Below are 14473 nucleotides of genomic sequence, written 5' to 3' on the forward strand. Positions count from 1 at the left end.
GATAATCATTCTCAACTATGGAGAAGGCCAAATAATGGCGAGGGTAGGTTTCCGAGTCCTAGGAAGAGCAGGGACAGGCAAAGGGGTTTATCCCGGGACGGGAAGCACTTAGGTTGGAGACAACCTCCGCAACCGTAGTGTTATCCGCTGCGCGCGTGGGGAAATGACTGTTCAATTCAAGAGAGCGAGCTTCAACAGTATGGAATTCCGGTATCTGGGAAACAGCGGCTTCAAAATTTCCGAAATCACGTTCGGCAACTGGCTCACGCACGGCTCACAGGTGGAAAACGACGTCGCCACCCAGTGTGTGCAGGCGGCTTTGGATGCCGGCATCAGCACTTTCGACACCGCTGACGTCTATGCGAACACCGCCGCGGAAAGCGTCCTGGGCGAGGCGCTCAAGGGTGAACGGCGCGAATCCATCGAGATATTCACAAAGGTTTTCTGGCCCACCGGCCCTGGCGGGAAGAACGACGTCGGGCTGTCCCGCAAGCACATCATGGAATCGATCAACGGTTCCCTGAGCCGGTTGCAGACGGACTACGTGGACCTCTACCAGGCGCACCGCTACGACGTCTCCACTCCCCTCGAGGAAACCATGCAGGCCTTCGCGGACGTCGTCCGGCAGGGCAAGGCACTCTACATCGGCGTGAGCGAATGGAATGCGGAGCAGATCCGGGCTGGCCATGCCCTCGCGAAGGACCTTGGCATCCAGCTGATTTCCAACCAGCCGCAGTACTCCATGCTGTGGCGGGTCATTGAGGAAGAGGTTGTTCCGGCGTCGGAGGAACTGGGCCTGTCCCAGATCGTCTGGTCACCGCTGGCCCAGGGCGTGCTCACTGGAAAGTACCTTCCCGGCCAACCGGCGCCGGAGGGCAGCCGGGCCACGGACGGGAAGGGCGGCGCCGACATGGTCAAGGGCTGGATGAAGGACGACGTCCTCACCGGTGTACAGAAGCTGAAGCCCATCGCGGAGGAGGCCGGACTGACCATGGCCCAGCTGAGCATCGCCTGGGTCCTGCAGAATTCGAACGTTGCTGCCGCCATCATCGGCGCTTCCCGCCCCGAGCAGGTGGAATCGAACGTCAAGGCCGCCGGCGTAAAGCTCGAACCGGCCGTGATGAAGCAGATCGACGACGCCATCGGCTCCCTCGCTGAGAGGGATCCCGCAAAGACCGTCTCCCCGAACCTCCGCGACGTATAGAAATTCCTTGCTGTCGTAGGAGCAGTAGTTTATCCATTCGGTGTATATTCAGTCAGATGCCTTTGGTCTCTGGCGGACATGAATCCGGGCGCCCAGGACTGGTCCAGGGGCGCCCGGATTTCCGCTGCCAACCGAAGGAGCTTCCATGAGCCGGCCAGATCCAGCAGCTTCCCTAACCATGACTGGTGACGCTGACGCTGCCGAAGCTGTACCCAACGGAGCTGCCACTGCAGCTACCAGGCCGGCGCATTCGCAGCCAGCAAGGGGCAGCGTCCGTTTGCTCACGATCTCCTTTTTTATCGGGTTGCTGGCTGGAATCTTGACTCTGGTTCCGTGGCTGATTACGGGGGCCCGGCTGCCTCTGCAGAACCTCTGGGGATCAGAGGTACTGCCCGCGCAGATGCCGCTGGCACTGCTGCCACTAAGCCAATACGACGCCGTCGCGCTGGTGGGCCTCTTGACCTCAGGCGGAGCTGCAGCCGGGCTGGCACTGAGATGCTGGTCGCCAAAACGGCGCGGGCTCACTGTGTTGAGTGCAGCAGCTGGCCTGCTGTTGGTCCAGGTCACTGCGACGGCTCAGGCATTTTTGGTGGTCGGAAATGGCTTGGCACCCGGGCCAAGGTCTCACCTCTACCTGGCCGGACTGCTGGCAGGGGTTGGTGCCGCTATCGTGGCAAGCGTAGTTGCGCTCTTGCTGCTGGCAGCAAGAGCCCGGGCCGTGGCTGCCCTCGGAATGGGCATCATGGCAGTGCCCTTTGTCTTCTGGGCAGAAAGCAGCGTCGCTGACCTCGTCGGGGTTCACAACGTGCCTCTCATGGTGCCCGTGCTGTGGCGCTGGTTGCCAGCGGTGCTGGTAGGTGCGGCACTGGCATGGTGCGGGTTTCGGCCTATGAATCGGCTGCTGGTGTGGCCGCTGAATCTGGCTTTCCTCTGGGTGACTCCAGCCATGTTCGCTGCAATCGGCAGCTCGCTGGGCACACGGGTGTACGCCGGGGACCTCCAGGCGATGTCGGAGCAGGGTGCCGGCGTGTTCGCAGCTGCCCTTGCTCCGGGCAGAGCAGTACCCGCTGTACTGCTGGCGTTGGCAATCGCCTTGGCAGGGTCGCTCCTCCGGGAAGTAACCGCCCGATCAGGATCCAAGACATGAACAGCGTGCACGCTGGTCGTGACGGCACTGGGTCAATTCGGCATCCGTGCAGCTTACGTTCACGTTACTGTCACCTGCCGCTGATACGTTCTGCGGATGAACCAGCTACTGCCTGAGCCTCAGTCCCTGATGGTGAACGATCTCTCTGACCGGGCTGGATACGACGATCAATTCCTCGGGACCCGCGTTCCCCTCCCCACTCTGGACGACGTCGCCACTGCCCTGCTTCCCTACACACACTTCTCAGTTCTGATGCGGTTGGATAAGCGGCTGGCCGCCGTAACGGCGCTCGGAATTGACGGTGAGAAGCTAATGGAGCTGGACCGCGATGGAATCCAATGGAGGTTGGACCCGCGGTTGTCCGAGGATCAGCAGACAGGCGAAAGGGTCTACGCCCGCAACGACATCGACCGGGGTCACCTGGTCCGCAGGGCGTCAGCTGTGTGGGGTGAGACCCTGGCAGAAGCCGCTACGGCGAATGAAGACACCTTCCATTACACAAACGCTGCGCCACAGGCGGCCAAGTTCAACCAGGGCCTGGATCTTTGGCTCGGCCTGGAGTCTTACCTGCTGGACAACGCAGCCGACAACCGCCGGCGTCTCGTCATCTTCACAGGTCCCATCTTCAACGAGGCCGATCCCGTATACCGGGGTGTCGAGATCCCTTTGCAGTTCTTCAAGGTCGCCGTCTTTGTCGAGAGCGGGGCCTTGGCTGCGACGGGGTACGTCGTGGACCAGACACCACAACTGGCAGACCTGCCGGATGTGCCGCGCCCCGGGATCGAGGAAGACGCTCCCCCGCTGGGACCGTTCCGGACGTTCCAGGTACCTATCCGGGACATCGCTGCCTTGACCGGGCTGGAACTCGCGCACTTGACCGCATTGGACAGGATGCCCATCGCGGCTGCCCTGCCGTCAGCCCGCACAGGTTCGGCCTGGCGGCGCCTCCACTCCCCGGAAGACCTTGACCTGGACTTCGATTTCCCGGCGTAACCCACTACCGCGAAACGTCTCATCCGCGCGGCGTCACCTCCGGTCACATATGCTCGAAGGGCACTCATTGGCTCAACGACGAACCACGCGGGAGACACCTCATGACCACCTGGCGGATCAGGGATTTTCATTCGGCCGACCTGGACGGGATCCTGCACTTATGGGAATCCCTCAAGGCCACCAACGTCGAGCCCGTCTATGCCCTGTCTGAAGTTCTGGCTTCCTGTGAAAAGGACTACGCCGTAGTGGCTGTGCAGGGCGAGCAGGTGGTGGGTGCCGCCGTCGGACGCGCCGCCCATGACCAGGGGTGGGTGGTTTTCCTGGCCACCCTGCCCGAATTCCGCGGCCGTGGAATCGGCACTTCGCTGCTGGCCGCCGTCGAAAACCGGATGGCGCCGCACGGGCTCAACAAGCTCTCCGCGTTGATGCCGGAATCCGAAACCCGTGTGGAGGCTTTCCTCAGCCGCGGCTTCCAGCTCAAGAAGAACCTTCGCTATTTTGAACGCAAAATCCCCGTGGCGCGCCAAGAACTGGAGCCTTTGGGCCTGCTGGGCGGCCGCGTCCTGGCCCGGAACCTCTGGGAGAACGTCGCCGGCATGCACAACGAGAAGGAACTGCTGGAGCGGCGCCTGGTCCTTCCGCTGGCCGAGGCAGATCTCGCCGACGAATACGGTGTGGTGCCGCCCCGCGCTGTGGTGCTGTTCGGACCGCCCGGTACCGGCAAAACCACGTTTGCGAAGGCCATTGCTTCCCGCTTGGAGTGGCCGTTCGTGGAGGTGTTCCCTTCCCGTTTGGCCTCGGATCCCAAGGGGCTGGCGGGTGCGCTGCGGGAAACCTTCCTCGAAATCGCGGAGCTGGAGCATGCCGTGGTGTTCATTGACGAGGTGGAGGAGATTGCGGCCCAGCGCTCCGGCGAACCGCCGTCCCCACTGCAGGGCGTCACCAACGAACTGCTCAAGATCATCCCGGCCTTCCGCGAACAGCCGGGCCGGCTGCTGGTCTGCGCCACCAACTTCATCCGCGCCCTGGACAGTGCGTTCCTGCGCCACGGCCGGTTCGACTACGTCATCCCCATCGGCCTTCCGGACCGCATCGCCCGGGAAGCCATGTGGCAGCGCTTCATCCCTCCCGCAGTGGTGGACGACGTCGATATCGAACTCCTCGTGGACCGCACCGAAGGCTTCTCGCCGGCCGACATCGAGTACGCTGCGCGCAGTGCGTCCCAGCGGGCGCTCGAAAAAGCAGTGTACGACGACGGCGGGCTCGCTTCCGGTGGAAGCGCCTCGGTCCGGGAGGCCGTCCGGAAGGGTCCGGCCACCCAGGACTACCTGGACGCGATCGGGGAAACGCGGACCACCGTCAGCAAAGAGGTCTACGCTGAGTTCCTGGAGGACATCGACTCCCTCGGCCGCGTATAGCAGGAGGCGCTTTTATGGCCACGAACCCACTCGGGCATGCACTCATCCGGATGGGAGGCCGGGATCCCGGGGAGAAGCACAGGGCCGCTAGTCCGCTGGAGCTCTTTTTTGATCTCACTTTTGTGATTGCCTTCGGCGTTGCCGGCAGCCAATTTGCCCATGAGATTGCCGAGGCGCACTACGGTGCGGGCCTCCTCGGTTTTGGCTTCGCCATGTTCTCCGTGATCTGGGCATGGATCAACTTCAGCTGGTTTGCCAGCGCATACGACACGGACGACTGGATTTTCAGGGTTGTCACCATGGTGCAGATGATGGGCGTCCTGATCCTGGCCATGGGGATCGAGCCGATGTTTCACTCCCTCGTGGAGGGCGGCCATGTTGACAACGCGGTGATGGTTGCCGGCTACGTGATCATGCGGCTGGCCCTCGTCTCCCAGTGGCTGCGGGCTGCCAGGCAGGATCCGCAAAGGCGGCAAACCTGCCTCAACTATGCGAAGTATCTTGTGCTGGCACAGCTCGGCTGGATCGTGGTGATGATCGTCCAGGCCGGCATCCTGACCACTTTCCTGATGATGGTGCCGCTCTTCGTGTTGGAGATGGCCACCCCTTCCCTCGCCGAACGGAAGGTCAGGACACCCTGGCACGCCCACCACATCGCGGAACGCTACGGACTCCTGGCCATCATCGCGTTGGGCGAATGCCTTATCGGGGCCATCGAGACCTTGCGTGCGATCGTCGCGAACCACGGATGGAGCCTGGACGCTGCGGTGGCGGGCTTTGCCGGGACTGCCATCGCCTTCGGGATGTGGTGGATCTACTTCATCCTGCCGACGGGCCAGTCACTGCATCTGCAGCGGCACCGTTCTTTTCTTTTCGGCTACGCGCACATGCCGATTTTTGCCGCGATTGCCGCAACTGGCGCAGGTCTCCACGTTGCCGCCTATTTCATTGACCACGAAGCCCATATCAGTGCCGCCGTTGCCGTAGCCACTATGGCCGTTCCTGTCGCACTCTTCAAGGTCTCGCTGACGTGGCTCTACAGCGCCATGCTGGGCTTTGACCGGATAACTATTGCTGTGGCAGCGGTGGTGGTGCTTCTGCTCGGCCTCAGCGTGGGGTTGGCTGCCGCTGGGGTGCCCGTTCCCGTATGCATGCTGGTGATTTGTGCCGCCTTGGCTTTCGCAGTTGTCGTCGAGGAACATCCTCGGGCGAAAGCGGCCCATCGCCGGAAGATTGCACTGGAACGCCTGCGTTCAAGGGTGGCCGAGGCCGGTAGCTGAGCGTAGCTTGTGAGGGACCAGCCAGTTCCCTTCAGGAGCCCCACATGAGCGAGAAGAAGACCATCGGCGTCTTGGCCGACTTTGGCGCCGGCGACTTTGCCCTGGCCGGAGGAAAAGGCGCCAACCTCGGCGAACTGGTGCGCCAAGGCTTTCCGGTACCGGCAGGGTTCGTTGTCACCACCGACGCCTCTGCCACCCTTTTGGCGGAAGGCGGCCTCTGTGCCAGGCTGCACAACTATCGCCTAAGGGCGCTGCCCTGTGGCGCACGCGAATCAGGGAGGGGAGGCTTTGTGGCCTCCCCTCCCTCCTTGCTAGCGGGTCTGGATGGGTCGTGAATCCTTTTTATTCACGAAAAACTCCAGGTCACTTCAGGGCGGTCACCCGGATGCGGTCGATGTTTGGTGCGTATTTTGACCTCAGCAGTTCCGGAGCGGACGCCGAGAGCAATTCGGTGCTGTTGAAGTTCGGCAACTCCTGGGAGGAGAACCTGATGGTGTTCGTTCCTGCTGCCAGCTCCACGGGGATTGTCAGCTCCCAGAAGTTGTCGGCGTGAAATGAGTGGGGGAACCAGCCGCGCTTGGTGGTTCCGCCGTTGACCTGGATTTCGGCATGGCGTGCCAGCGGGTCCGGGTTGTAGTGCGTGGCCGGAGACTGCTCCTGGTTGGAGTAGCGCACGGTCAGCGCGTACGTTCCGGCCACTGGTGCCTGGACGTTTTCGAAGGTGAGGGTGTTGGTGTTGTCAGGATCTCCACCAACGTTCGTCACTGCCTTGCCGCCTGAGGCCAGAAGGTAGTTGGTGATGGCGGCGGAACCGGAGAGCGTAGCCGCCTCGGCTTCATAGGCGGTGGAAGTAAGCTTCCCGGATGATGCCCCGGTACGGACCCGGTCCACGTAGAGTGTGCCCGAATCAGCTGTTACCTGGACCTTGTTGATGCCTCCTGCGAGGAACACCGGCTTGCTGAGCGGCCCGGTGATCCCTTCGGCCACTTTCTGGCCGTTGACGCTCATGTTCGCAGTACCGGTGCCAAGGATGTCCAAGGAGAGCTCCGCTTCGCCGTCAGCTGCAGAGTAGACCCAGAACGTGGCGCTTTGGCCCTGAGTGATGCGTGCCGTTCCCGAACCGGAAACGCCGGTACGGGTGTAGTCGGCTACTGCCCCCTTGAGGGTTGCGTTTTCGCCTTCATATACGGTCTGTGCCGCCGCTGGGTTTTTCAGGGTGAGGTCGATCTTGTCCACAATGGCATCGCCCTTGGTCCCCTTGGTTCCGGCAAGGTTCTTCGCAGAGAGGGAGATGGTGTGTTTCCCGGCGGTCAGTTTCACCTTGGTGTCTGCGTGGTCCCAGACCACCCACTTGTAACCCAGCGGGAGGTACATCTCCTGCTCCGCTCCGCCGTCGACGGTGAGGAACACGTTTGTGGGCCCTTGTTCCTGGACCAGCCCGAAGGTGTTCAGAGAGTTTGCGAAGACGCTGAGATCGTAGTCCCCGTTCTGCGGCACGGTGACATCGAAGTTCAGCTTGATGTCGGAATCCGTGCGAAGGCCGCCGACGTTGTAGTTTCCTGAGGTGTAGAACTTCGAGACGGCCGACGGCGTGCCTTCCGGCCCGTTCTTGGTGTAACCGGTTCCGGTGAAGGCGGCGTTCTCGGCCTCGTACGTTCCCTTCCACAACGTGGTTGCGGGGGTACCGGTGGAGGCTTTCGCGCCAGGAGTGAGGATGATCTCATAGGAGGAATCAGCGTTGAGGGCGGGCAGGTGCGCACCGAAATCGAAGCCGATAGAGCCGTTGGTCACCGGGAGGTTCAGCTGGCCAACCACCGACGGCTGGGCCGAATCACCCAACTGCCCGCTCCAGCCGATCTCCCTGACCAGGGCGTGCACACTGCTGCCGAACACTGCCGGATCCACTCCGTTGACCTGCACATGCTGGTTGCCGCTGGTTCCACCCAGGAGGATGCGCGATTGCGCCTTGCCCTTATCCAGAGTTGCCACGCCCTGAAGTGTGTAGCTGACATTGGGCTTGGGCGGGGTGACCTTCACGGTATCCCCGGACATCTGGGCGTAGGCGTTCAGCAGCCACCACTGGCCATTGGCGCGGTTCGCCTGGACGGCCGAGTCGCTGAGATTGCCGTCAATGTTCCAGTAGGCGATGTCGCCGTCCACCTTTGAGTCCTCGATGGCGGAGAACCACTGGATCATCTGCCCCGGCACTGACGTGTGGTAGTTGAAGGCATATTCGTTGAGGTTGATCGGCAGATGCTTCCCGGCCAGGGCAGTGCCGGCGAACGCCCTATCTTCCCAACCGCGGTAACGGGCAACATTGGTGCGGATCAATTGCGGAGCGCTGAGTTCATGCCAGGTCATCACGTCCGGCACCGTTCCGGCCGCCACCGTGTGCTTAAGGAAACCTTCCACCTGGTTGTAAAGCGTGCTCGTATTGGGGCCGCCGATCCGGGCCGTCGGCATCTTGGCCCTGATGAGCTTGTACGTGTCATCCCACGCCTTGAAGAAGTACTGCGGGTCGTTCAGCCAGCTGATGTTGTTGTAGCTCCACGTGCTTGTGCCGAACATGTTCCCTTCGGGTTCGTTGTACGGCACGAAAACAATATTGTCCCGGTACTCGACGGGAAGCTGCAGTACCTGATCGACCTGGGCAGCAACTTTGGCCTTGTAGTCGTTCAGGCGTTCTTCCGGTGTGTTCCCGGGCCATTGGTAGGGGAAGCCGCGGTAGATGTCGGTCATGTAGATGTACACATCGCCGTTGGAGGCATCCGCAAGGGGTTTGACCACTTCCAGGGCGTCGGCTCCGGGGTGCTGGGGTCCGTCCTGGGCCTTGGTGGAGACAGTGCGCAGTTTGATGGCTTCCAGGAGATTGGCTGAAGGCAGCCCCTCGCCGTACACCCCGTACAGGGTGCCTGAAGCTCCGCCGTGGAAGGGCCCGGTGCTGGTTCCCAGGTCCACCGTGAAGTCCGCCCTTTGAACGGAGTCACCGGCCAGGGTCCGCACCTGCTCCGGGCTCAGCGCCTGGGAATAGACCCTGAAGTCGTCGATCGCACCGTCGAAGAAAGGGTGCCCTCCCCAAAACGCCTTACCCAGGGCCCCGGACGTGGTGTTCGTCGCCGAGTACATCTTCGCCACCAGGTCCACCGTTGCCGGCTTCGTCCCCAGACTTATGCCGTTGAGGTAGTACGTGATGGTTTGCTGGTCGATAGTGGTGGTCACATTGACCCAGGTGCCTATCGGGATCTTGCTGCTTCCTGAAACACCCACTTCGGATGTCCCGTTGACAGGCTTGATGGAGGAGCGCGTTTTGGAATCGCCCGCGAACGACGGCGTCAGGAACGTCGCGTTGTTCAGGTCCTTGCCGAGTCCGTACAGCCACTGAAAATCAGCGCCGCCATCCCACTTCATCCACGATGACACCGTCATCGCCGTAGCGCTCTGAAAGAGCCCGTTCGGCACTGTGACGTAGGGCGCCGTCGTCGAACCTGCCGCACCGCCGGGGAGGCTGATGGCCCTCGTGCCCGGTGTGCGCCCATCCACGAACGTGGCGTTGGCTACGTTCGCTATCGCACCGTCGAGGTGCTTGGCGGACAGGTCCGTAACCGTAGAGCCGGCCACCTGGTTGGCTTCGAAATCGTAGTGCAGGATCAGGCTCTCATCGGGAAGAGGCACATCAGCCGCGGCCACCATCATCGGGGCCGGGGCAGCTTGGGCTACCGAAGGGCCAGTAAACGTGAGCCCGGCGCCTACACATAATGCGCCGGCGAGGGTCGCGGAGAGGACACGGCTGGGGAGTGGACGTTGTTGTCGTTTCACCGAGTATCGCTTTCTTGGTTGGGGGCAGTCGTTGGGTGCTGAGCGCTGGAAAGGACGTCATCATCAATCCCGTTGAAATAGCCAGGGGTGAGTTGCCGCCAAACGCTGTCGAACCGGTTCGAGCAGTGTACATATGAGTGATGGAGGTAACAAGGGCTGAACCGAATTCGACCTTATTCTGGCCTTCTCCGACCTTGTGAGACGTTCCGGGACTCGATTTCACGCGTTTCGACTACACGTCATTGCCAGAATCAAAAATCGAGTCTATATTTAGCGAACCGATTCGACGCAGGAGGACCCTTGGCAACCATTGGTGACGTGGCACGTGAGGCTGGTGTCTCGCGAAGCACTGTCTCGTACGCCCTTTCGGGGAAACGCTCCATCTCCCCGGAGACCCAAGAACGCATCCGGGCGGCAGTGGAGAACCTGGGTTTCACCCCTAACGCCGGAGCGCGCGCACTGGCGAGCCAGAAAACCATGGTTTTGGGGCTTCTGCTTCACTTCAATGCCGACGAGTTCGCGCCGGCAATGATGCAATACGTCATGTCCGTGTCCAGCGCGGCAAGGGAGCGTGGCTACGACATCCTCATGATCACTGAGGACGACGGCGCCGCGGCCCTGCGAAGGGTGACGGAGTCGAACATGGTCGACGGAGTGGTCCTCCTGGACATCCACCATTCCGATCCGAGAATCGAGGTGATGCGGTCTGCGCGCCAACCCGGCGCACTGATCGGACTCCCGGCCGAGCCGTATGGCCTGGACGTCTTCGACCTCGACTTCGGGGAAGCCGCCAGGGTTATCGTAGACAAGCTCTACGGCCTGGGGCATCGCGACATCATGCTGCTCTGCCCGCCGAAGCATGTCTTTGACCGCGGCGCAGCATACACATGGCGTTTCCGGGATGCGGCACAGGAGCGGGCAGCCCGGTACGGCATCCACCTGCACACCTACTACGGCGAATCACGGCAGCCTGCCATTCAGACCAGCCTGGAGGCAATGCTGAGTTCACGGCCCGACGCGACCGCGTTGATTGTCCACAACGATGCGACCATCGCAGCGCTGCCCGCGTTCCTCAGCAACCGTGGAATGTCTGTTCCAACCGATCTGTCCGTAGTCAGTCTTTACTCCAAGGAGTTCGGACGGGACTTCTCACTGCCGTACACCGCCGTCGAGACTTCTCCTGGCGAACTTGGCCGGATGGCAGTCGAGCGGCTCATACAACGGATAAATAATCCAGACCAGGCGGGCGAACCCCTCGTCCGCTTTGTCGCCCCCGAACTTGTGGACCGGGGCACGGTCCGCTAAGTAGTACGCCCCCACCTCGCGGACCTCGCAGGGACCGCGAGCTACTCTCCCACGCCCAAAAAAGAAGCCTCCCCAGCTACAGCATCCCCAAAATCCCGTTCACACCCTACACCTGCACGTTTTTCAGAGAGGATTACCGTGTTTTACAAGAAATCAATCCAGGCCAGATCCGCCGCTGTCCTTGCCCTGGCCGTTCTGGCCGGTGGCGGGCTGGCCGGCTGCGCCTCAGGTCCGTCTCAGGCAACGTCTACGGGCAGCAGCGAATTCACCTTCTGGGACCCCTACCCCCAGTACGATGCCTCGTCAGCCTGGGCGGGATCGATCGATAAATGTGGCTCGGAGGCCGGGGCCACGATCAAGCGGACTGCCTACGACACCAGCGATCTGACCAGCAAGGCCCTGCTGGCCGGCCAGCAAGGCTCTTCCCCCGATGTTCTGCTGGTGGACAATCCAGTTGTCTCCACACTCGCTGAAGCAGGCGTGCTGACCTCCGCCAAGGACAGTGGCCTGGACGCTTCCCAGACACAGGCCAACCTCCTGGCCGCAGGTGAAATCGATGGAGATGCGTTTGGCGTTCCCATCGGAGCAAACACGCTTGCCCTCTACTACAATCCAACGGTTCTCGAAGCAGCAGGCGTTGACGCGACCTCCGTGACTGACTGGGCGTCCCTGAACGCAGCGCTGGAAAAGGTGAAGGCAGCCGGCAAGAAGGGTATTACGTTCTCCGCCGTCGGAACGGAAGAGGGAAGCTTCCAGTTCCTGCCGTGGTTCTGGGGCTCGGGAGCACAGCTCGACGACCTTTCCTCCAGCGACGCTGTATCCGCCCTGGCTCTGTGGACGGACTGGATCAAACAGGGGCACGCTCCCAACTCGGTCATCAACAACACTCAGACAACAAGCTGGCAGGAATTCATGGCAGGCGACTTTGCCTTCGCCGAGAACGGAACCTGGCAGAAAGCAGACGCCGCGAAGGCCGGCTACAAGGTCATGCCGATCCCAGCGAAGTCCGGCGGCGCCGCAGCCGCCCCGACCGGCGGAGAATTCCTGACCATCCCTGTCCAGAAGGAGACAGCGCGCTACGAAACGTCCAAGAAGATCATCGCGTGCCTCACAAATGCCTCCAACGTGGTTGCCACCGACAACACACTGAACTACATCGCGCCCACCGAGGATGCCCAGAAGGCCCAACTGGCAGCCGATGCAACGCTGAAGCCATGGATTGACGCCGTCACTGCCGCCAAGGGACGCACCAGCGACAACCTGGGCACCAAGTACCCCAAAATCTCGGAACAGCTCTGGACGGCTGTCCAGGCTTCGATAACGGGATCCGTCAGCCCTCAGGATGCAGCCAAGACCGCACAGACGGCCGCGGCCGCCGCAACAAAATAGTGGTGATGACGTAGCGGTCCAGGCGCAGGGAACCAAGTCTCTCTGCGCCCGCGGCGCCCGCGTCAAATGACCGCACCTCAACAGAAGGAATCACCATGTCACCCGTGAACATCGGGACCGCGCCGCGGGAAGTACGCCCGGCCGTCGTGACAGCCGACGCCGTGGATACCCGGGTGCGGCGGGCGGCGGCGTCGACCCGCTGGTCCGCGGCAGCCTTCCTGGCACCCCTGCTGGTCTACCTGGTTGCCTTTTATGCTTACCCGCTCTACCGGAACATCGAACTCAGCCTCAAGGCCTATACCGTCCGCAGCTTCGTCCAAGGTGACGCACCCTTCGCAGGGCTGGACAACTACATCGAGGTCTTCACCTCACCCACGTTTGGGCCAGCCATTTCCCACACGGCCACTTTTACCGTCGTCTCGATTGTCTTCCAGTTCGGGATTGGCCTGGCGCTGGCCGTGTTCTTCCACTCAGGGTTCCGGCTCTCCGGCACACTGCGGGCTCTGTTTCTGGTGCCCTGGCTGCTGCCGCTGATTGTCTCCGCCTCCACCTGGTCCTGGATGCTCAACAGCGATTCGGGCATAGTCAACGCGGCCCTCACAGCTATGGGGATGCCTCAGATCAACTGGCTCACCTCACCAGACTGGTCCCTCGTAGCCGTTCTCATCGCCAACATCTGGATCGGTGTGCCGTTCAACCTTGTGATCCTATACAGCGGCCTGCAGGGAATCTCCACCGATGTATATGAAGCCGCCGCCATCGACGGAGCCAACGCCTGGCAGAAGTTCTGGCGCATTACCCTTCCGCTGCTGCGGCCCGTTTCAGCCATCACCATCCTGCTGGGCCTTGTCTATACCCTCAAGGTCTTCGACATCATCTGGATCATGACGAAGGGCGGTCCGGCAGGTTCGTCCACCACCCTGGCGACCTGGACATATCAGCTGGGCTTTGGCTCGGTCCTCCCCGACTTCGGTCCCGCAGCAGCCATTGGAAACCTCCTGATCGTGCTCGCGGTGGTCTTCGGCTTCATCTATATCCGTGTGCAGAGCAGACAGGAAAATCAGTGAGTACCCGCCGTTCTTCTTTCAAGACCATTCTCGGAATCGTCCTCACAGCAATCATGCTGTTCCCGGTGTACTGGATGATCAACGTCTCCTTGACGCCCAGCACGGACATGAGGAAATCCCCACCGAGCCTGTTTCCCGTAGACGTGACTTTCGAAGGCTATTCGGCTGTCATCCAGCAGCAGATGCCTTTCCTGGGGACCAGCCTCATCCTGGGGCTGGGCACAGTGATCCTGACTGTTGCTGTGGCGGCCCCGGCTGCTTTTGCACTGGCAAAGCTACGCCCCCGCGGAGCAGGGCTCTTGAACTTCCTCATGCTGATCGCCCAGATGATCCCGGCCATCATCATTGCCATGGGCTTTTACGCCATCTATCTGGGCATGGGAGTTCTGAACACTCTTCCGGGGCTGATCGTGGCCGACTCGACCATCGCGGTTCCGTTTGCTGTGCTGATCTTTTCAGCCTTCATGTCCGGAATCCCCGAGGAACTGCTGAACGCTGCGAAGATCGACGGCGCATCAAACTGGCGCACTTTCCGCTCCATCGTTATGCCGGTCAGCAGAAATTCAGTGGTCACCGTTTCGTTGTTCGCCTTCCTCTGGGCCTGGTCCGACTTCATCTTTGCATCGACCCTTAATAACGGCGGTGCCCTGCGGCCCATCACCCTTGGCATCTACGCCTACATCGGGAACAACAACCAGCAATGGAATGCCATCATGGCAACGGCCGTGGTCGCCTCCATCCCGGCAGCCGTCCTGCTCGTGGTGGCTCAGAAGTACGTCTCAGCAGGGGTTACGGCCGGCGCCGTCAAAGACTGAGTCTGTCCACACCGCCCCCTCGCCTGGCTCACGCCCGCC

Annotated in this window: 11 protein-coding genes; 10 read left to right on the forward strand and 1 reads right to left on the reverse strand. The window is 61.6% G+C overall.

Translation table 11 applies throughout. The annotated features are described in order from the left end of the window. Positions 1–199 precede the first annotated feature (199 nt). From RIN13_RS11205 to RIN13_RS11230, 6 genes are all read left to right on the forward strand, one after another. Positions 200–1204 (forward strand): aldo/keto reductase family protein, encoded by a 1005-nt coding sequence (locus RIN13_RS11205; RefSeq protein ID WP_309107455.1) that lies wholly within the window; start codon positions 200–202, stop codon positions 1202–1204. Between the two features lie 145 nt (positions 1205–1349). Beyond that, the gene (locus tag RIN13_RS11210) at positions 1350–2351 is read left to right on the forward strand and encodes a hypothetical protein (protein WP_309107416.1); all 1002 of its coding nucleotides are present in this window, start codon (positions 1350–1352) and stop codon (positions 2349–2351) included. A 96-nt stretch (positions 2352–2447) separates the two neighbouring features. Beyond that, positions 2448–3344: a DNA/RNA non-specific endonuclease gene (locus RIN13_RS11215; RefSeq protein WP_309107417.1), complete on the forward strand. Its 897-nt coding sequence runs from the start codon at positions 2448–2450 to the stop codon at positions 3342–3344. A gap of 101 nt (positions 3345–3445) precedes the next feature. After that, complete coding sequence (locus RIN13_RS11220; RefSeq protein WP_309107418.1) at positions 3446–4762, forward strand: GNAT family N-acetyltransferase; 1317 nt, start codon at positions 3446–3448, stop codon at positions 4760–4762. A gap of 14 nt (positions 4763–4776) precedes the next feature. Next, complete coding sequence (locus tag RIN13_RS11225) at positions 4777–6042, forward strand: low temperature requirement protein A (RefSeq protein ID WP_309107419.1); 1266 nt, start codon at positions 4777–4779, stop codon at positions 6040–6042. Positions 6043–6086: 44 nt separating this feature from the next. Then, complete coding sequence (locus tag RIN13_RS11230) at positions 6087–6377, forward strand: PEP/pyruvate-binding domain-containing protein (RefSeq protein ID WP_309107420.1); 291 nt, start codon at positions 6087–6089, stop codon at positions 6375–6377. 28 nt (positions 6378–6405) lie between these two features. On the opposite strand, the gene RIN13_RS11235 is transcribed toward RIN13_RS11230, so the two are convergent. Next, complete coding sequence (locus RIN13_RS11235; protein WP_309107421.1) at positions 6406–9858, reverse strand: LamG-like jellyroll fold domain-containing protein; 3453 nt, start codon at positions 9856–9858, stop codon at positions 6406–6408. A gap of 300 nt (positions 9859–10158) precedes the next feature. Here RIN13_RS11235 and RIN13_RS11240 point away from each other — a divergent pair, with 300 nt between their 5' ends. From RIN13_RS11240 to RIN13_RS11255, 4 genes are all read left to right on the forward strand, one after another. Then, on the forward strand, positions 10159–11163 hold the full coding sequence (locus tag RIN13_RS11240; protein ID WP_309107422.1) for a LacI family DNA-binding transcriptional regulator: 1005 nt from the start codon (positions 10159–10161) through the stop codon (positions 11161–11163). A 138-nt stretch (positions 11164–11301) separates the two neighbouring features. After that, a complete protein-coding gene (locus tag RIN13_RS11245; protein WP_309107423.1) occupies positions 11302–12552 on the forward strand; it encodes an extracellular solute-binding protein in 1251 nt (416 codons plus the stop codon). Between the two features lie 95 nt (positions 12553–12647). Continuing rightward, on the forward strand, positions 12648–13619 hold the full coding sequence (locus RIN13_RS11250; protein ID WP_309107424.1) for a sugar ABC transporter permease: 972 nt from the start codon (positions 12648–12650) through the stop codon (positions 13617–13619). A 53-nt stretch (positions 13620–13672) separates the two neighbouring features. Next, the gene (locus RIN13_RS11255) at positions 13673–14434 is read left to right on the forward strand and encodes a carbohydrate ABC transporter permease (protein WP_375164763.1); all 762 of its coding nucleotides are present in this window, start codon (positions 13673–13675) and stop codon (positions 14432–14434) included. The last annotated feature ends 39 nt before the right edge of the window (positions 14435–14473 follow it).

The organism is Arthrobacter sp. (genome assembly GCF_031179985.1).
Lineage (GTDB): Bacteria > Actinomycetota > Actinomycetes > Actinomycetales > Micrococcaceae > Arthrobacter.

What these genes read in the sequence shown, in the direction of transcription:
- RIN13_RS11205 (WP_309107455.1), top strand. Translation starts at nt 200, where the DNA reads ATGGAATTCCGGTATCTGGGAAACAGCGGCTTCAAAATTTCCGAAATC.
- RIN13_RS11210 (WP_309107416.1), top strand. Translation starts at nt 1,350, where the DNA reads ATGAGCCGGCCAGATCCAGCAGCTTCCCTAACCATGACTGGTGACGCT.
- RIN13_RS11215 (WP_309107417.1), top strand. Translation starts at nt 2,448, where the DNA reads ATGAACCAGCTACTGCCTGAGCCTCAGTCCCTGATGGTGAACGATCTC.
- RIN13_RS11220 (WP_309107418.1), top strand. Translation starts at nt 3,446, where the DNA reads ATGACCACCTGGCGGATCAGGGATTTTCATTCGGCCGACCTGGACGGG.
- RIN13_RS11225 (WP_309107419.1), top strand. Translation starts at nt 4,777, where the DNA reads ATGGCCACGAACCCACTCGGGCATGCACTCATCCGGATGGGAGGCCGG.
- RIN13_RS11230 (WP_309107420.1), top strand. Translation starts at nt 6,087, where the DNA reads ATGAGCGAGAAGAAGACCATCGGCGTCTTGGCCGACTTTGGCGCCGGC.
- RIN13_RS11250 (WP_309107424.1), top strand. Translation starts at nt 12,648, where the DNA reads ATGTCACCCGTGAACATCGGGACCGCGCCGCGGGAAGTACGCCCGGCC.
- RIN13_RS11255 (WP_375164763.1), top strand. Translation starts at nt 13,673, where the DNA reads ATGCTGTTCCCGGTGTACTGGATGATCAACGTCTCCTTGACGCCCAGC.